This is a genomic window from Clostridium estertheticum subsp. estertheticum, from assembly GCF_001877035.1.
GTDB classification, from domain to species: domain Bacteria; phylum Bacillota; class Clostridia; order Clostridiales; family Clostridiaceae; genus Clostridium_AD; species Clostridium_AD estertheticum.
The window spans coordinates 786,479-806,179 of record NZ_CP015756.1; the positions used below are offsets into that span (position 1 = coordinate 786,479).

General features: G+C 31.6%; 17 protein-coding genes and 1 pseudogene. 14 read left to right on the top strand and 4 right to left on the bottom strand.

Annotated elements, in window-relative coordinates; all coding sequences use genetic code 11:
* Positions 1-208: 208 nt before the first annotated feature.
* Positions 209-1,618 carry a L,D-transpeptidase family protein gene (locus A7L45_RS03760; RefSeq protein WP_071611525.1) on the top strand — a complete coding sequence of 470 codons (1,410 nt, stop codon included), beginning with the start codon at positions 209-211 and terminating at the stop codon, positions 1,616-1,618.
* Between the two features lie 583 nt (positions 1,619-2,201).
* Positions 2,202-2,495, top strand: a complete 294-nt coding sequence (locus A7L45_RS03765; RefSeq protein ID WP_071611526.1) for a hypothetical protein — start codon at positions 2,202-2,204, stop codon at positions 2,493-2,495.
* Positions 2,496-2,634: 139 nt separating this feature from the next.
* On the opposite strand, the gene A7L45_RS03770 is transcribed toward A7L45_RS03765, so the two are convergent.
* Together A7L45_RS03770 and A7L45_RS03775 are read right to left on the bottom strand one after the other, a co-directional pair.
* Complete coding sequence (locus A7L45_RS03770; protein WP_071611527.1) at positions 2,635-3,477, bottom strand: nitroreductase family protein; 843 nt, start codon at positions 3,475-3,477, stop codon at positions 2,635-2,637.
* Positions 3,478-3,653: 176 nt separating this feature from the next.
* Entirely contained in the window at positions 3,654-4,082 is a 429-nt protein-coding gene (locus A7L45_RS03775) for a hypothetical protein (protein ID WP_071611528.1), read from the bottom strand.
* 173 nt (positions 4,083-4,255) lie between these two features.
* On the opposite strand from A7L45_RS03775, the gene bioF reads away from it, so the two are divergent.
* The 10 genes from bioF (at position 4,256) to A7L45_RS03825 (ending at position 16,850) form a co-directional block, all read left to right on the top strand.
* Positions 4,256-5,431 (top strand): 8-amino-7-oxononanoate synthase, encoded by a 1,176-nt coding sequence (bioF, locus tag A7L45_RS03780; protein WP_071611529.1) that lies wholly within the window; start codon positions 4,256-4,258, stop codon positions 5,429-5,431.
* Entirely contained in the window at positions 5,428-6,171 is a 744-nt protein-coding gene (locus tag A7L45_RS03785) for an alpha/beta fold hydrolase (protein ID WP_071611530.1), read from the top strand. Before bioF ends, A7L45_RS03785 begins: the two co-directional genes overlap by 4 nt.
* A gap of 13 nt (positions 6,172-6,184) precedes the next feature.
* Complete coding sequence (gene bioC / locus A7L45_RS03790) at positions 6,185-7,015, top strand: malonyl-ACP O-methyltransferase BioC (RefSeq protein WP_071611531.1); 831 nt, start codon at positions 6,185-6,187, stop codon at positions 7,013-7,015.
* Positions 7,016-7,452: 437 nt separating this feature from the next.
* The gene (locus A7L45_RS03795; RefSeq protein WP_071611532.1) at positions 7,453-8,622 is read left to right on the top strand and encodes a hypothetical protein; all 1,170 of its coding nucleotides are present in this window, start codon (positions 7,453-7,455) and stop codon (positions 8,620-8,622) included.
* 269 nt (positions 8,623-8,891) lie between these two features.
* Positions 8,892-9,578: a response regulator transcription factor gene (locus tag A7L45_RS03800; protein WP_071611533.1), complete on the top strand. Its 687-nt coding sequence runs from the start codon at positions 8,892-8,894 to the stop codon at positions 9,576-9,578.
* 9 nt (positions 9,579-9,587) lie between these two features.
* Positions 9,588-10,832 (top strand): sensor histidine kinase, encoded by a 1,245-nt coding sequence (locus A7L45_RS03805; RefSeq protein ID WP_071611534.1) that lies wholly within the window; start codon positions 9,588-9,590, stop codon positions 10,830-10,832.
* Positions 10,833-10,962: 130 nt separating this feature from the next.
* Positions 10,963-11,646, top strand: coding sequence for an ABC transporter ATP-binding protein (locus A7L45_RS03810; protein WP_151553651.1), 684 nt, complete (start codon positions 10,963-10,965; stop codon positions 11,644-11,646).
* Entirely contained in the window at positions 11,643-14,048 is a 2,406-nt protein-coding gene (locus A7L45_RS03815; RefSeq protein ID WP_071611535.1) for an ABC transporter permease, read from the top strand. Before A7L45_RS03810 ends, A7L45_RS03815 begins: the two co-directional genes overlap by 4 nt.
* 789 nt (positions 14,049-14,837) lie before the next feature.
* Entirely contained in the window at positions 14,838-15,350 is a 513-nt protein-coding gene (locus tag A7L45_RS03820) for a MarR family winged helix-turn-helix transcriptional regulator (protein WP_071611536.1), read from the top strand.
* Between the two features lie 135 nt (positions 15,351-15,485).
* On the top strand, positions 15,486-16,850 hold the full coding sequence (locus A7L45_RS03825; protein WP_071611537.1) for an MATE family efflux transporter: 1,365 nt from the start codon (positions 15,486-15,488) through the stop codon (positions 16,848-16,850).
* Between the two features lie 115 nt (positions 16,851-16,965).
* Here the strand turns inward: A7L45_RS03825 and A7L45_RS03830 are convergent, their stop codons facing one another.
* Positions 16,966-17,313 carry a hypothetical protein gene (locus tag A7L45_RS03830; protein ID WP_224616778.1) on the bottom strand — a complete coding sequence of 116 codons (348 nt, stop codon included), beginning with the start codon at positions 17,311-17,313 and terminating at the stop codon, positions 16,966-16,968.
* A gap of 607 nt (positions 17,314-17,920) precedes the next feature.
* On the opposite strand from A7L45_RS03830, the pseudogene A7L45_RS03835 reads away from it, so the two are divergent.
* Positions 17,921-18,463 (top strand): annotated as a pseudogene (locus A7L45_RS03835) (cupin domain-containing protein); the annotation flags it as partial.
* 90 nt (positions 18,464-18,553) lie between these two features.
* Positions 18,554-18,745: a cytochrome b5 domain-containing protein gene (locus A7L45_RS23675; RefSeq protein ID WP_224617015.1), complete on the top strand. Its 192-nt coding sequence runs from the start codon at positions 18,554-18,556 to the stop codon at positions 18,743-18,745.
* 63 nt (positions 18,746-18,808) lie between these two features.
* On the opposite strand, the gene A7L45_RS03840 is transcribed toward A7L45_RS23675, so the two are convergent.
* Positions 18,809-19,540: a ferritin-like domain-containing protein gene (locus tag A7L45_RS03840; protein WP_396022436.1), complete on the bottom strand. Its 732-nt coding sequence runs from the start codon at positions 19,538-19,540 to the stop codon at positions 18,809-18,811.
* Positions 19,541-19,701 lie beyond the last annotated feature (161 nt).

Consider the following 19,701-nt stretch of genomic DNA (forward strand, 5'->3'; position numbering starts at 1 on the left):
AAAGAATTTTTTTCTTTATATTTGCTAATTATGATATAATTAAAATAACAATTACACCCTATTTTAGGAAAATTATTGTAAAATTATGGTGTTTAGCACTATAGCTTAATTTGAGGAGGCATAGAATGAAACCTCAATTAGGTGCAACGAAAATGACAGGTGAAAATGGAGCAGAACTTAAGGCAAAATGTAGAAGAGAGGCGCAGTTATGGAAACTGAAGTAGGAGAGTCAGCAATAAAACCAATAAGAAAGCATAAGAAAATTGTTTCAGGTATTACAATCTCTATATTTATTTTACTTATTATATACTTTGGGATGGCAATATATTTCATGAATCATTTTTATTTTGGTTCTGTAATAAATAATATTAATGTTTCGGGTAAAAGTGTAGAGGATGTAAATAAACAAATGGCATCTGAGATTCAAACATATAAGCTAAACATAAAAGAACGTGGCGGTAAAAGTGAACAGATTAGAGGAGCACAAATTGGCTTAAAGTATGATGCGAATGCTGATTTTAAGGTGCTTAAAGATAAACAGAATCCTTATAAATGGATCTGGGCGGTTTTTAATACGAAAGATTCTAAAATGATAGCAAAAGTTAAATATGATAAAGATTTATTAAAAGAGCAAGTGGGCAGGCTCTCTTGTTTTGATAGTAGTAAAGTAGTTGAACCTAAAAATGCTAGCTATAAATATACAGAGAAGGGTTATGTAATTGTCGATGAAATTATTGGAAACAAGGGAGATAAAGACATCTTATATAATTATGCCATAGATGCAGTGAGCACTGGCAAAACAATAATAGATTTAGAGTCAATTAATTACTATGTTAAGCCAAAGTATACTTCTAAATCTCTGAAGGTAGTTGCTACAAGGGACATGCTTAACAAATATGTATCTTCAAAGATTTCATATACGTTTGGGGAAGATAAGGAGATTTTAGATGGGACTACAATAAATAAGTGGTTTACAGTTGATGAGAATAATGAAATAACATTTAATGAAAAGTACGTTGAAAGCTATATGGACGTACTTGCTAGTAAATATAATACAGTTGCTAAGACGAGAAATTTTGTTTCATCATCAGGGAAGAAAATTAACATTGGTGGTGGTAGTTATGGCTGGTCAATTAATAAAGTTAAAGAAGCTAAAGATTTAATTTCAATGATAAAGGAAGGGAAGTCTATAGAAAAAGAACCAGCATATTATCAAACCGCATTAGCTCGGGGTAATAACGATGTTGGAAATACCTATGTAGAAATAGATCTTACAGGGCAACACTTATGGTTTTATAAAAACGGAAAACTAATAACACAAGGGGATGTTGTTACAGGGAATGGTGGATCTGATAAGACTAGAACACCAAGTGGAATTTATAAGATCGATTATAAAGAAACAAATGCAACTCTTGTAGGTGAAAACTATGCTTCTCCTGTGAAGTTTTGGATGCCTTTTAACAAAGGAATAGGAATTCATGATGCAAGTTGGCGAAGTAATTTTGGGGGAGGGTTGTATAAGACAGGTGGATCCCATGGTTGTGTAAATTCACCATATGAGGTGGCAAAAACAATATTTAATAATATAGAGGTAGGCACTCCAGTTGTTTGTTATTAATTTTAAATGTAGCTAGTAGTATCTTGTTTTATTATCAAAGCATTTGCGAAGTATAGCGGTAAGAGCTCTTATGGCGATCAAATGAATGTAATATTCCCGGGCACCAATGGTGTTGGTAAAACTTCAATGTATAAGTCAATATATTATAATGAAAATAAAGATTAAATCAATGTATATGATAATACAGAAAAATTTAAGCAAGTAATTGATTTAAGGGATGTTAATATAATTTGGAAAGATAAAAATATGCCAGGTTGGACAGATGATTTATTAGATGAGTAGCTATTAAATAAATTATATTTAATAGCTACTCTTTTATGGAAAAATACCATTTATATATAATATTATTTGTGTTTACTATAAAATAGTGGAGTAAGCATATCCTAAAAAAACACATATAAATATTATTAGACTTGATTTGATAAGGATCTTTTCAAAATATATAGGTAAAACGCAAAACAGTATATTTAATGACTATTATGAATATTTAATTCTTATTTTTTATAAATAAGAATAAATGGACTTTAAAGAATTATTGATAATAAAAAATGAAATTTAAATATGGAATAGAGGTTGTGATAATATGTTTACAGGGTTGGTGTTTATAATTAGTTTTATAGGTATAGTGGGATTAATAAAGTTGAGTACAAATAAATTTAGTAAGTATATAATTAGAAAAATTACTATTGACAATATTGACTTTAACTATATAGAAAAAATACAAATGAGATTTAGTAAAATAGTTATGTGTTTAGATCCAATTTTTTTAGTTTTGTTTATGTTTACTGAATCAATGACGATATCAGTTATTATGGCGATCATAAATATTCTACTTACAATCTCTATGGGTAGTTTTTCGAAATTAAAACGAGTATGAATAAATAAAGTCATATTAAAAAGGTTATTACATAAGAGTGAGCAGTTCACACTTGTGTTACATTCAGCGGAAAAAGTCCTCTAGAAAGATTTCTCCTAAAGGACTTTATTTTGATTTGGTCTTAAACTAAATTAAAATTTTATTCTCTTATCCAAGAAAAAGCGTACTCCATATTCTCAGACAACTTTAGCTCCGGCTTAGATGTCGTATTAAAATGACCTTTAATACCTTTTTCTTTAAGCGAAAAATCAAAGTGAGCTGCGGCAATTCCCATATCTACGCTTTGGATATCGTAGGGGAATCTATCGCTATATCCAGGTTCTTTATATTCATAAAAATGGAAGTCACCATCTTTAAGAAGTATTCTCCACGGCTGTTTATTTGATGCTGATGGTGCTAATCGGACCATTTCTAGTGGAAAGGCAAGACTACCGGCTTCTTCACTCGTAAGAGGAGACTTAAAATCATTTTTATAAAATAATTGATTCCAGTCTTTACGCTTGTCTGCTTGAATCATTATTCTCATTTCTATCTCTTTTTCATGCTTAGTGGCAGCGGCATATCCATAAGGTGTTATGATTGGGAATAGTTCTCCTTCTTTAATCTTCATAGCATCTGCAAAGCCTTCACGATCGAAGGTTCCTCCGAGCCAGCAAGTTCCAAGACCAAGATGTTCTAAATAAAGAACTACTGCTTCTAATTCATATCCCAATGCTTCGAGGGCCATTGGTTCTAATTTAATAGTCGTTCCGATGTATTGCTTTGAGCCTTTAATAACACCGTAAGTTCCAAGTTTTTCTTTGTTTTTTATGTCTTTGTCATCAAGATAGTGAAAATTTACTTTATTTCCAAATGGATTGTCCAAAGAATCAATAAAAGATTCAATAGCTTTTCTTTTAGTCGGTTCAATTTCTCTTCCCTTATAGTTTCTTACACTGTATCTTTTTTTTACTACATCTTCAATTGAAAAATCAACATTCATTTATTATACCTCTTGTAAAATATATTTAGGTTATTAAGGGCAACCCATAATCCTTTTTAATAATGCGGTATATCAATTGTGTTAAATTACATTGTATACAACTAACAATGGGTTGTCAATAAAAATAATACTCTTTTTTTATATTATTAATCTCTTCAATATCAGCATGTGTCTGTTTATAAAAACTTTTTCATTTCTTCAACATTTTGTTGCTCGAACTTTAATAACCTATTCGCTATATCTTTTATATCTTGAGTGGCATCTTTATATTGTTTAAGTCTTTTTGTAATATCAATGATCCCCATGGTACTACCTTGAATTAGCATTTCAGATATATGAGATGGGGTTTTATTTGTTAGTGTTTTAATATTAATCATTATATACGAAGTTATTTTAGTAAGAGTTCCTATGCCTTTAGATGACTCTTGTGTATCCTTAATTTTATTATTTGTTATATTAAATATTTCATTGTACTCTTTCAGTTGTGACTCCAAATTTTTTCTGTATGGTTCATCTTTTACAATATTAATTAATTCACTAATTGTACTTTTGCCCATTTCAGCATTTTGATAAATATAGTCTAAAAACTCAATGTTACTATTCATTAATATCACCTCATTAATATTATTTGCATAAAAAGAATATCTATCCATAATAAAGGTTTTATTTTTTATTTTGATATAAAGTTGGTAATTAGATGAATTGTAAACCAAACATATAAATTTGGTTGACAAAGTTTTGCTTTTGTTATATATTTTGATTATAGGGGGACTAATTAATGAATTATATAACAGATAAACTTATAAAAATTAAGGATAAAGGATTATATAGAGAACTTAGATACATTGATACAGCGCAATCACCTAGGGTTAAAATTGAAGGAAAAGATTTTATACTTCTAGGATCAAATAACTATTTAGGTCTTTGTGATGATTTTAGGTTAAAAAAAGCTGCTATTGATGCAATCAACAAATATGGTGTTGGGTCAGGTGGTTCTAGATTAACCACAGGAAGTTATGACCTACATAAACAATTAGAGGAAAAGATTGCATCATTTAAAGGGACGGAAGCAAGTTTAGTTTTTAATACTGGATATATGGCTAATGTGGGTATTATTTCAGCCTTGTGCGACGGTGGCTGGGTAATTTTTTCCGATAAATTAAATCATGCTAGTATTATTGATGGCTATCGGTTAAGTGGTGCAAAACTTATAAGGTACAAGCATTGTGATATGAATGATTTATTAAATAAAATAAATAAGTATAAAGGGAGTAACAATTTAATTGTAACAGATGGTGTATTTAGCATGGATGGGGATATTGCACCATTGCCAGAGATTGTGAAAATTGCAAAGAAATTTAACATGATGACAATGGTAGATGATGCACATGCTACCGGGATCTTAGGTAAAAATGGATCAGGTACAGCATCATATTTTGGTTTAGATAATGAAATTGATATTATTATGGGAACTTTAAGTAAAGCTGTTGCTTCAGAAGGCGGATATGTAGCCGGTAAAAAGGATTTAATTAATTATTTAATAAACTCTGCAAGGAGCTTTATTTATTCTACAGCTTTATCCCCTAGTACAATCGCAGTTTCTATAAAGGCACTAGAAATTATTGAAGAGGATGAGGAAAGAAGAGTTAAACTATTAAAAACCTCAAACTGGTTTCAAAACCAACTTAAAGTAGCAGGATTTAATGTAATGGAAACCAGAACCCCAATCATTCCCATATTAATTGGAGAAGTAGACAAGGCTGTTGAATTCAGCAAAATATTATTATCTCAAGGCGTATATGTACCAGCCATTCGACCACCCTCTGTACCACGAGGAACAAGTCGTTTAAGAATTTCTTTAATGGCAACACATTCAAAAGAAGATTTAGAAGAAGCATTGGTTAAAATTAAAGAAATAGGAAAAGAATTAAAGATTATTGGGGGCTTATTATGAATAGGCCCTATTTAATTATGCTACCTGGCTTTGGAATGAACAGTTGTGTTTGGAAAAGAATTAGTGAATTTTTATGGAAGGATTTTGAATTGATTTTTATTGAATGGGATAACATTGATTTATTAGACGGGTTTAAACAAAAAGTAATAAACATTATAGAAGAAAAACAACTTTCCTCTTTTTCCTTACTTGGATGGTCACTCGGATCTTTAGTAGCAGAGGAAATTGTTTTAGATAATTTGTGGAATATTAATAACTTAATTTTAATTGGAGGTACAAGCTCTTTTATTCAACATAAAGAAGAGGGGTACAATTTAGGGTGGAATAAAAGAATTGTAGAAAGAATGAAATCTCAGCTATATAAAAATCCGAAAGCAACACTCTTTAATTTTTATGACTCGTTGTTTTCAGATGAAGAAAAGAAAAAGGGATATAACACGCAATTTTTAAAGATAATGGAAGATAACATTAAAATTCAGTCAGTAGACTCTTTAGCACTGGAACTTGATTATTTAATTCAAAAAGATTTAAGAAATAAATTAGTAGATGTAAATATTCCTTTATTAATGATTCATGGTGAAGAAGATAGAATATGTCCAATAGAAGCTACTTTATATATTAAAAATATATTAACACACTCTAATATAGAAGTTATAAAGAGTGGGGGTCATATCCCATTTTTCACAAATCCTCATGATTGTTATTATTTCATATCAAAATTTATAAAAAAACACCTATAAGGGGAGAGAATTTATGATTGATAAAAAACAGTTAAAACTTCATTTTAGTAAAAATGCATCAAATTATGATGAATATGCTCACGTGCAAAAGGATATGAAAAATTCTTTAGTGAAATTTATGATGCAAAACAATAAAAATAACACAGAAGTTAAAAATATTTTAGAGATTGGTTGTGGAACGGGTTACTTAACATCTACTTTAATTGATCTTTTTCCGCATTCGCATATTACTGCTGTTGATATTGCGCCAGGAATGATTACTGAAATAAAGTCAAAAATTAAAAATGATTCTGTTGATTTTATTTGTGGTGATTTGGAAGAAATGAATTTTAATAATACTTACGATATTATTATTTCTAATGCCACCTTTCAATGGTTTAATCATATTCATGCAACAATAGAAAAATTATATGCTCTATTGAATCCAAAGGGTATCCTTTGCTTTTCTACATTTGGAAAACATACTTTTTGTGAATTAAATGAATGTTTTAAAAAAGTAAGGGAAGAACTGTCTATAAAGGAATCTGTATATTCAGGACAGTCTTTTTATAGTCTTAATGAATTATCTACATTATGTAAAGAGGCTACAAAAAATCAGAGGATTGATGATGTTTTAGTAGAAGGTAAAGAAAAATTTGAATATGAATATTTCAATAACTGTAATGATTTTTTCACTTCAATAAAAAAAACTGGTGCTAATAATAGTAATAAAGACAATAAATGTACTTCTCTAACTTTTATTAAAAAAGTAATCAAGTATTATAATGAAAATTTTTCTGAAAATAATAAAGTAAAAGCTACTTATCATTGCTTATTCCTTAAAATAACATCCATAACATTGTAGATTTTTTAGTATATTTAAATTGAATAAACATTCTCATTATGAATTTCAATAAAATTATTGAAAAAAAACTTAACGTTAATAATAAAAGTAATTGCTTTTTAACTAAACATTGCTTCAACTTTTACTATAAGTATGTCCTTATTCAATCATATAGAATATTAATACAAATTTCAAATATTTTAACATAATATTGTTTGATTTTAAATACATCCCAAACTTTATATGCTATACTGAAATTGTTTCTAAATCTTCATCAGCTACATCAGAGTTGGAAGGTACTCATATTTGTAAATAAAATTCAATTAAATAGTAAAGTAAGATAACTTTTATTCGATGTTAATATAAGAGTGTTAGTCCATACAAATATAGTATTAAATGCTAAATTAGGTATAAACATAGGCTTATTTCTGAGTGATTTTAAAGGGGGATATAATAAGATGAACAATATTAAGAAGATTTTAGCAATGAGTTTAATAGTAGCACAATTAAGTATACCAGCTTTAGCTGTTAATTTTACAGTACCCGAGTTTTCTATACTAATAGGATCTTCGGTTTATGAATTACAGTATGCTAATGATTCTAAAAATGCAAGTGCTATAAGTGAGGCTTTAGCAAATAGTGAAGGGGATATTTATATCCAAACAAGTAAGGGAACGTGGATTAGTAATTCTACTGGACTAGCGGTTGCGAAAAGCCTAATAGATAATATTACAATAACAAGCTTTAATGGTAAAGCTATTGAGAGTACAGATTTTGAAGATAAGGCAGCAATGTTAATGGGCTCAATAAAGTATAAAGTAAATGATGCAAATTCTATAGCATTTATAGGTTTAATACAAAGTGAGTCAAAAATAAACAATGTTAAAGCGGAAAATGCATTACTTTTAGCTAAAGGTATATTAAATGATGATATTTTTAAAAAATCATACCTTGAGGTTAAAAGTGATAAAGCAGCTACACTGATTGCTGATAAAAAATATAAGCAAGCTGCAGAGGCTTATGCTACATGTGTTAAGTATGGTATAAATATTGTAAATAATACGGGGTATATTAATGCTCTAAGTAAATATGCAGATTCAGAACTTGTAAAAAAAACAAATTTAAATGAAGAAGATATAACTAACTATTATAGTGTGGGTGATATAGATAATGATGGAACTCTTGAAGTTGCAGTATTTGAAAGAAATTTTTCTTCTGAGAAATATATTCCGAGTAATATACAATTATTTAAATATACTAATGGAGAATATAGTCTTTTTAGTAAAGTGCAAACTAAAGCAGAACGTTGTAATAGTATAAATATTTCAAAAGCTAAAGATGATATAAATGGAGTCTTTGTATCAGGCATTATGGGTATGCACAGCGGAGTGCAGTCTCTTTATATAATTAAAGATGGAAAACTTACTCCAGCGATAGATGATATATATTCACTTTATCCTTCTAAAATTAAAGATATTGATGGAGATGGATTACTAGAACTCTCTTCTTTAGAAAGGGATCCTAAGGATCCAGATTCTAGCGATGCAACGAGCTCTAAAATATTAACATGGTATAAATGGAATGGTGCAAGTGGTTTAACTACAGTAGAAAGTGGAAAAGCAAAATAGGTAATTGAAAGATGCTTAAATACATTGACTGTGGCAAATATAGATGAGAAGGCTGCATTCCTTTAATATAAATTAAAGGAATGCAGCTTTTTAGCTTTTTTTTATACATTTTGTTACTCGAAATAGATATTAATCCCTTTAATAAGTTAAATAGGATATAATGTTTATAAAAGTAAGTGCATGTTAAAAACGTACAAAAGGAACAGTTAGATAAAATTAGAAGTATAAAATAAGGTAACTTAGACAGAGAAAGCAGGGAGGAACCAACAGTGAATACAATTTTATTAGTAGAAGATGATTTGAGTATTATTGATGGTCTAGAGTTTTCACTCCGAAGGAATGGTTTTCATATTGCCTTAGCACGAACCGTAAGGGAAGGTTTTTTGATGCTTAGTGATAAGAAGTATGATTTGTTGCTACTCGATTTGACCTTACCTGATGGAAGCGGGTTTGACATCTGTAAGAAAGTACGGCAATCATCTGATGTACCCATTATATTTTTAACTGCTTCTGATGAAGAGGTCAATATTGTAATGGGTTTGGATATTGGTGGCGATGACTATATTACAAAACCTTTCAAATTGAATGAACTGATTTCGCGAATCAAAGCTTTGCTTCGCCGTTACCACATTCCTAGCCAAGAACCCATTGATTTGCAATCTAATGATATTACCATTAAGTTACTTGAAAGCCGAGTGTTTAAGGATTCCAAAGAAATAGAACTTACTAGTTTGGAGTATCGACTTCTGTGTCTGCTCATGCAAAACCCAAATATTGTGCTCACGAGAAACATTATTTTAGACAGGCTGTGGGATAGTAACGGCAACTTCATCGATGACAACACTCTATCCGTCTATGTACGAAGACTAAGAAGCAAAATTGAAGATAACGCTGAGAATCCGAAATTTTTATTGACATTACGCCGATTGGGATATAAGTGGAATGTGTTAAAGTGAGGCTATTTTATGAGAATTTTTATTAATCACAATATAAGGAAACTATTTTCAATGGTATCCATAATTCTTTTGTGTTCTATTTTAATAGCACAGGTCATGGTATATTTCATGACAAACCAATATAAAAAGGAGATTATTACACACGATTATGCCATTGCCGGATATTTATATCAACAGGATATAACAACAGACCATATTGTACCTGCCTTCACCAGTAAAAAAAGCATAGAAGATTATACTATTGGGCGGAAGCTTTTGCAGCCTACTGGGTATACAGAAAGTATAAATAACAAGCTTCTGCCTGAAATTCAAAGTTTCCATGAGAAATTCGAGATTCTGGCACTGATACTTTCTTTTGTCGTATCGCTGCTACTGCTTACAACATTATTTATTTTTTTCGTCTGGCAGGACAGAAAATTTGAAAAGGCCAGCGAGGATATCTTAAGTTTTATGTACGGTAATAAAGATATCCGCTTCAGCGACAATGAGGAAGGTATTGTATCTCAGCTTTTTTCCTCTATAAATGTGATGGCAACGTCTCTAACTGCCCATATAACAAAGGAAAAGCAGACAAAGGAGTTTCTAAAGAATACGATCTCTGACATATCACATCAGTTAAAAACACCATTGACTGCGCTAAAAATGTACAATGAAATTGTTCAGGAAGAAAACACAAACAACGTTGTTGTGGACAGCTTCAACATAAAAAGTTGTAATCAACTGGAAAGGATGGAATATCTAATTCAAAATCTTCTGAAATTATCGCGGCTAGATGCTGACGCCATAGAACTCGCCAAAAGCAACTGCCTTATGAAAGATTTGCTAGAAGGTGTCGTTATAGGTTTCTCCACCCGTGCAAAATCAGAGAACAAATCAATTATGCTAATGTGCAATAGCCATATTATGTTAAATTGCGACGGAGATTGGATACTGGAAGCTATCAGTAATATTATAAAAAATGCATTAGATCATACCGTTTCAAGAAATGAAGTTCAAATTCTATGCGACGAAACGCCTGTGTTAATTTGTATCACAATTAAAGACAACGGTAGTGGCATCCACCCAGAGGATATCCATTATATTTTCAAAAGATTTTATAGAAGCAGATTCTCCAAGGAGAAGGATGGTACTGGCATTGGACTTACCCTTGCGAAAGCCATTGTGGAAAAACATGGAGGCTCAATCACGGTGGAAAGCACGTTGAACCAGGGAACGACTTTTTATTTGACTTTTCCAAAGCTTACAAATCTGTAAGATAGAATACACCTATCAGTAAGATTAGCTTGTTATGCTAATAGTAAGATTTAGAACATCGTGCCCTATTGTTACGGATGGGATATGTTCAATAAATGATCTTAATAAATATTTAGAAGAGGTGTTTATATTGGATATTTTAATAGCCAAAAATTTAAGCAAAACTTATGGAAAAGGTGAAGTGAAAGTTGACGCACTGAAAGAGGTATCTTTTTCCGTTGCAAAAGGGGAATTTATCTCAATTGTTGGGCCATCCGGTTCAGGAAAAAGTACACTGCTGAATCTCCTTGGGGCATTGGACTCTCCAACCTCTGGAAATGTCTTGCTTGATGGCAAAGACATATCTACCATGAAGGAAAAGAATCTCTCTGTGTTCCGCAGACGCAACATTGGATTTATTTTTCAGGCATTCAATCTAATTCCCGAATTAAACGTAGAAGAGAACATTTTGTTGCCACTGCTACTTGACTACAAGAAACCGGATATGCAATATATTGGTGAACTTTTGGACATACTTGGGCTCTCCAGCAGGAAACACCACCTTCCAAACCAGCTTTCTGGAGGACAGCAACAGCGCGTAGCAATCGGGCGTGCTCTTTCAACTCGTCCCGCAATTATGCTGGCAGACGAACCCACGGGAAATCTTGATACAAAAAACAGCAAGGAGGTAATCAATCTTTTAAAGCTTTCTGTCAAAAGATATAATCAGACATTAATTATGATTACCCATAATTCGAGTTTTGCCTCCTTCTCGGATCGGGTACTAAACGTAGAGGATGGTATTGTATCCGAACTAGGGAGGGTTAAAAAATGAAAAACTATCTTGAGCTCGCACCAAAATACCTATCTGCCCATAAACGGAAAACGCGTCTGACCATCACTAGTGTTGCCATGGCGGTTGCACTGGTTGTTGGTATATTTTCTATGGTAGATGCATTGGTAAAATTTGAAAAAGCACAAGTGCTAAAGGATCAAGGTAACTACCATATTTTGATTCGAAATCCATCCCCAAGAGAGATTCAAGCTATTGGTAGTCGTATTGATGTACAAAATGCTGGAACCTGGAAAGACCTTGGTGAAGGAACCATCAACGGTGAGAATTGTGCCCTCACCTCTTTAGATGAAAATTTCGCGAAAAATATCAATTTTAATCTCAATAAAGGCCGTTACCCGACGTCTAAAAATGAAATTATGCTTGAAAAATGGTTTATGGAAAAATCTAAGCCTGCCCATAAAATCGGTGATACAATGACAATTACCTTACCAGGCAAAATAATTAAGAAGTTCACCATTAGCGGTATATACAATAACTGGGGTGCTACCAAAGCTGCTGCTATACCTGCTGTATTCGTGTCAACAAAAATGTCAGAACAGCTAAAACCGAAATCAAGCCAATATTTTGTTCTATTTAAAGATGGTGTAAATATTATAAAAGTTGAAGGAGAAATCAAGAAAACTTTGAATATAGTAGATGCTCGCATAGGACACAATGAAGGTCTTTTAGCCCTCATGATGCAAACCAAAAACAATAATGTGTTGAAGATGTATGCTGTTGGCGGCGTCCTATTTTTTCTTGTCCTTATTACAGGAGTTGTAATGATTTACAACACTTTCAACATTTCAGTAATGGAAAGAGTTCGTCAATTCGGGATTCTGAGATGTATAGGGGCGTCAGAGATACAAATAAAACGTTTGGTAAAAAGAGAAGGCTTATCCATAAGTTGGAGAGCAATCCCAATTGGCGTATTTGCTGGTATTCTGATAACCTTTATTTGTACCGCAATATTAAAATTTTACAATACCAAGCTTTATGGGGGCATTCCATTGATTAATTTCAGTGTATTCGGCATTGGCGCAGGTATTGTGATAGGGTTTCTGACAGTCTTTATTGCTTCGTTATTACCTGCGAAAAAAGCTGCAAAAGTTTCTCCTGTAAGTGCCTTGAGCGGAAGTATGGATAGTAAAATATCTCGAAAGACCAAGCAAGGCCTTCTAATGAAGATATTTCACGCTGAAATTGTTATTGGTATCAGCAACTCTGTTTACAAGAAGAAAACTCTTTTTCTGATATCCAGTTCTATTGCTCTAAGTATCATTATGTTTATGTGTTTTAGTGTTTTCGTCAATCCCACATTTTTGGGAATAAAAGCTCCGGAAGTCTATACGCCTGACGTTTCAATCACATCATCGCAAGGTATTGGCGAAAATATATACAAGAAACTGTCAACGCTTGGCAATGTAAAAAGGGTGTATGGAAGAATGTCAAACTATGTGGATGCTACGTTTGACGTTACAAGGCTGACGGGTACCTATAAAAAGGAAATGGGTCCCATCAAGACAGAAAGCAATGGCTTGATGGTTGCAAAGGAAAAATCATGGATTGTTTCCTACGACTCAATGCAAATGCAATGGGCAAAGAAATCATTAATGGCTGGAGGTATGGATGAAAATGAACTTAATACTCAGAATGGTATTGTTGCCGTTGTTAAAAATTATAGAAAAGGAGAATTAGCAGCAGACGCAAGTATGAAGGTTGGTGATGCTGTCTATATTAAAACCGCAACGTGGACTAAAGAATATAAAGTCATGGGAATCTTGAGTTCTGTGCCATATGAAAGCGAAAAACAGACATTAACCACATTTATCACCACCCAAAAGCAGTTTGCAAAGATCACTGGAGATATAACCTCTAACTATAAAACAATCGATATACAACTGAACAAAAAAAATCAAGAACAAACCATAAATGAAATAAAAGCGTTAGCCAAAAATTCGGTGACACTGCATGACAGTCGTCAGCTAAACGCAGAAGCAAGTAGCTCATTTATGACCATAGCAGTATTTATTTACGGATTTGTAGGTATAATTACATTCATCAGTATTCTAAATATTATAAATACGATGAATACCAACATCACATCCAAAACCAAGTATTTGGGAATTATGCGTGCAATAGGCATGTCTGACAGACAACTTACAAGAATGGCATTGGCAGAAGCTGTCGTCTATACGGCGAGCGGATGCGTCTTCGGATGCGCCATCGGTGTTCTATTACAGAAAAATCTGACTTCCTTTCTTATTTCTAACTGGCATTTTCCTGTATTACAAGTCGTCCTAATATTCATTATTTCCATTCTAACTGCAGCATTCTCAATCATCAGCCCATTAAGGAGAATAAAGGCTCGTGGAATTTCTGAAGTCATTGGATCGCTCTAACTGCTAAAAAGACTCATAAAGAAATAACAGAAACCTCCAATATTTCGTAGATAAACAGACGAAATATTGGAGGTTTTAACTTTAAATCATGCCCATTTTCAGAAGAACTGGTATTCATAACTTTCCTGCTAATTTAAGCCACTAACTAAGAAAAAGATTCAACCCCATACCCTTCTTTTAATAAAGTTTTAAGTCTATCTTTTTCATTACTAAATAATATAGCATCGTCTAAACACTCAATATATTAATATTTTAACATCTCTCACGTTGTAGATTTTTTAGTATATTTAAATTGAATAAACATTCTCATTATGGATTTTAATAAAATTATTGAAAAAAAACATAAAGACGTATAATTAAAAGAAAATACCTCAGCATACGATAAAAAACTTAACGTTAATAATAAAAGCCCTATTATTAAAGAGCTAATATTATAAGTATTTAATAATAATAGTAATTGCTTTTTAACTATTTGCTTTAACTTTTACTATAAGTATGTCTTTATCCAATTATATAGAATATTAATACAAATTTCAAATATTTAACATAAAAATATAAATTTTAAATAAATACTAAATTTTATATTGATACTATCATTATTTACTTTTGAATATATTAATTAGGGATTTGTTGCTTTTAGATATTTTTTTATCTAACTTTAATTAAAATAAACAGAGGTACCTTAATAAATGTATTGACAATCAGATTTAAAAAGCATACTATGATAAAGAAAGGTACCTACCTAATAAAGAAAAGGTACCTTATTAAAATACAAAGGAGATAGTTTATATGCATAATTCAATATCAGAAAAATTACTACAACAATTTCATTATTTTACAAATCTTATTCACAGAGGACGCCAACAACAATCTTTTGGAGCTCATGAGATCAACCTTGGTCGCGGTCAAGGACATTTATTAGGTGTATTAATTACAAACGATGGTTTAACACAGAAAGAATTAAGCACACAATTGCGTATACGTCCTACTTCGCTCGGAGAATTAGTTAGCAAATTGGAACAAAGTAATTATGTAGAACGTCGTGTAAATGAAAATGACAAGCGGGTTTCGAATGTTTATATTACAGAGGAAGGCCGAAAAATCGTAAATGAAATTATGAAAGAAAGGCAGGTAGTGGTTAACAATATGTTTATTTCTTTATCAGAAGATGAAAAACAACAGCTTTTAGCGCTGATGGGCAAGTTGATCACGACCATGGAAGAAAATATGGATGATAATGATAATGAGGAATATGAGAATAATAAAGATCAACGCATTGATAGAGGAAACGATTCTATCTGAATTATTGAAGGAAGGGTACTACAATTGTTATTTGTACCATTCTTACCCTAGAATTAAAAAGCATATAATAATGCGTTTAAAAAAAAGCACCCTGACGAATTTTTTTTAATTATACTTAAATTGGAGGTACAATAAATGGAACAAAATAAAGATTCATATTCATACTATTTCGAGGACGCACCTATACCAAAGGCTATTGTACATATGGCAGTTCCCATGATGCTAGGAATGTCTATTAATATGCTTTATAGTATTATTGATGCATTTTTTATTGGAAAGCTCAATAATACAGCAATGATGACTGCAGTTACATTAGCCTTGCCATTTACAACTATATTAATGGCAATCGGGAATGTTTTTGGTACAGGTGGTGGCACCTATATTTCTAGATTATTAGGTGAGAAAGATTTAGGAGATGCAAAAAAAATCTCATCTGTTTCTTTTTATCTGAGTCTATTATCTGGATTTATATTTATGTTACTTGCTATTCCATTGCTTCATCCTATTTTGCAAATATTAGGAGCAAGAGGTGATACTGTTTCGTTTACTCAAAGCTATATTATGGTTTTTATCATTGGAAGTCCATTTGTAATTGCTAATTTTACATTAGAACAAATAGTTCGGGCGGAGGGTGCTTCAACAATTTCAATGAATGGTATGATTCTCAGCGTTATAATAAATGTTATTTTGGATCCAATTTTAATTTTTACATGTAATTTAGGCATCGCAGGCGCTGCACTTGGTACAATTATTGGTAATTTAGGTGCAGTGTTATATTATGTGTATTATCTTAGAAATAAAAGTGCAACTCTAACCATCTCCTTAAAGACATTTAAACCAACCATTACTATATGTAGTAACATTTTTAAAATTGGTATAACGGCTTTTTTGTTGGACGGCTTCTTAATGGTATCCAGTCTCTTATTAAACAATTTTTCCGCACGTTATGGCGATTATGCTGTCGCTGGCTTTGGAATTTCGCTGCGACTTGTTCAACTTTCAGAATTCATTGGTATGGGTTTATATATGGGGGTTGTTCCATTAATTGCCTATGCGTATACTGCTAAGAATATAAAACGAATGAAGAAAGTTATTAATACTACAACAACATATATTTTAATACTAACTATATTTATTTCACTTATAATTTTTATTTTTCGAAACCCAATATACCATTTATTTAGTAGAGATGTTAATGTAATAAACACTGGTATATACATTTTGATGGCTATGCTCATTTCATCATTGTTTGCTGCAATTACTGGTATTATTACAGCTATATTCCAAGCAATTGGAAGAGCTAAAGAGGCAACCATAATGTCTATAGCACAGGGAATATTATTAATTCCCATTATGGTTTCAGGAAATTATATTTTCGGGTTACATGGACTTATATGGTCAATGACTGTGACTGAAGTATTAACTTGCCTATTAGGATTATGCTTATGGATTAAGTTTAATCGTGATACTACTAAAATAGACTCAGATTTAGATAATTAATAATTGTTTATAATATAATCAATCCTTAGTTATACTATAATAACCATGTAATATAATTAAAACTGTGTTGTATTCTTATTTTTTCACTAATCCAATCCATTTTACAAATTTGAGTTTATTTTATTATAAATTCAAAAATTGAAAACACCAAAGCAAGTATCGCAACCAATAAATGACCTTGAGCAACCTCTTTATTTTTCTTCGAATACTGAATGGCTTGAATTAACATTGACACACCCAACAATGGAACAAATACATCTGTTTCAATTTTCCAAACACCTAAAATCTGCGTACATACAAATATTATTATACTTATAGACCAAATATTGCTAAGTACAGACAGCACTTTTTCATCTGTCTGTTTTTTACTCCATTGTTTTTTACTCCAGCTACCATTGCTAAGTACAGACAGCACTTTTTCATCTGTTTGTTTTTCACTCCATCTACCTCTCACTTTTCCCATTGTACCTCCAAATACGATTAATTATTATTTTATTAGCTAAGACGTAATAAATTACAATCACGACTAACAATATATATTTGATTATACCATAATTACCATAATTTTAGTATATTTACAATTCTTTTAAAATGGATAATAGCCTCAAAGTGAAAGTAATTCAATTGATATTGTGTTACATTCAAAATATCAACACACACTAAATATAATCTCACCATTAATTAGATAGAGAGACTAGTGACGACATATTTTCCGAGTTGATTTTGAACTTCAGAATTACTGTCGGTGTGATTCAGTGAAATGTTGGCTGGCCACCTATTACTATAACAAGAGGTAGAGTATTTGATATAAGCTATAGGAGTATTTATTATTGAAAATCTAGATAATTTAGACCTAGTGATATAATATGAGTGGATTTTCAGGACTTCCTTGTAGAGTGATTGCTGAAGTATAAGTATATAAACTAGCCCAAATTATTAAAAATAATGAGTATGTATATTATTAAAGGACATAACAATAACTAAGGAGCATAGCATTCATGTGAATCGAAGCACCTTTTCTAAACATAAGTCATATGATAATTTTATAATAATATAAAAGGAATAGAAATATGTATAATATTTATAGACCATATCCATGTCCTTATTACATTAATGCAGCAATGTATACCTCAACTACTGATGAAATGGAGTATGATTCAAGATTTGATTCTTTGCCATCATCAAATACTTATATTGATGGTTTAATTAAGTTAGAGGATTATGGACCAGAACCGTTTGTAGTTAATATTAAAGAGGTTACTAAGCAAAACAATAATTATCGTACTGCTTTATGGACAGGAAGCCATTTGCAAGTTACATTGATGAGCATCAATGTTGGGGAAGACATAGGTTTAGAGGTTCATCCAGGTCTTGATCAATTCATACGTATTGAACAAGGGCAAGGTATAGTTAAAATGGGCGATAGAAAAGATATGTTGGATTTTCAAGAAACAGTATATGATGACTTTGCCTTTGTTATACCAGCGGGTAAATGGCACAATCTAATTAATACAGGTTATGAACCGCTTAAATTATATTCTATTTATGCACCACCTCAGCATCCACGTGGTACAGTTCATATAACTAAATCAGATGCACAAGCTGCGCAAGAACACCGCGGTGACTACTATCAAAATGGACAAAGAGCTCCTAGGCAAACCAAGGAATTTACTTTAAGTGAACTTGCACAGTATGATGGTGCTATGGGAAGACCTGCTTATGTAGCAGTTAATGGAATTGTATACGATGTAAGCGATATTTCAAAATGGAGCGGAGCTACACACTTCGGCTTAACTGCTGGTAAAGATTTAAGCTCACAGTTTGAAAGTTGCCATGGAGTGGCAAGCAAACTAGATAAGCTTCCTAGGGTTGGTGTACTTAAAGGGCAATTATAAAAATTATGTAAAAATGAAATGTGATAGCTTAGTATTTAAGTTATCACATTTCATTTTTACATTCTAGTAATTGTAGCCTCTTGCCATTTTACTCTTTGCAAGCAGCTGTGATGTACCATCCTTTTCCCATTGTTCAACTTGCTCAATAGCCTCCTGAGGGGTTTTTCCTAGTCCTACAAGCACTCCTGATAATATGAATTCTTGATATAAATGTTCTGGATTAATCCCTTCTTTAGCTTCTGCTAAAGCACGAGTTACTAATGGAGTTATATATCTTACCCAGTCGTCTGGTGTAAATTTAGAAGTATCTTGTACCAATCTTCTATTCATAGATGGAATATTTAAACTGTTGTTTAAGGTAAACAGATAATTGTATTTAGATGAGTGTTTTATCTCATCCGTAATTATATCAAATAATACATCTCTATAGGGCCCCATAGGCAAAGCTCTTCTAATTGCCCTGTATTTTTCTACGGCTCTTAATTCTCCAAATAAAGCTTTTTTAATACCATCTATATAAGAATTTGGTTTTTCAAAGGTGTTTTCACCAGCAGTTGATACTTCCATCCCTGTAAAGTCTTTATAAATTTTTCTAAATAAGCTATTATGTTTGCGTTCATCATCCCTTATAGAAATTATAATAGCTTTTTCTTCTCTAGTAGGCGCTACACTTATAAGGTAATCATAAAAAAGCTCATCTTCTCTTTCACCTTGAACTGCTTCTTTTACCCCCACAAGTGCCTCCTGTAATTGAGGATTATACATCATTGGATTCTCTACTCTTGAAATATACACAAAAGACCTCCTGAAATAATAATTCACTAATATATTATGTTTTTTTTTAATAAATGTGATTTTTTAAACTCCTTTTGCATTTTGTAGTGCATATTTAAACGAATTAGAATATTGTTCAGTATCACAAATTTGAGACTAATTATACTTATAGAAAAATTAAT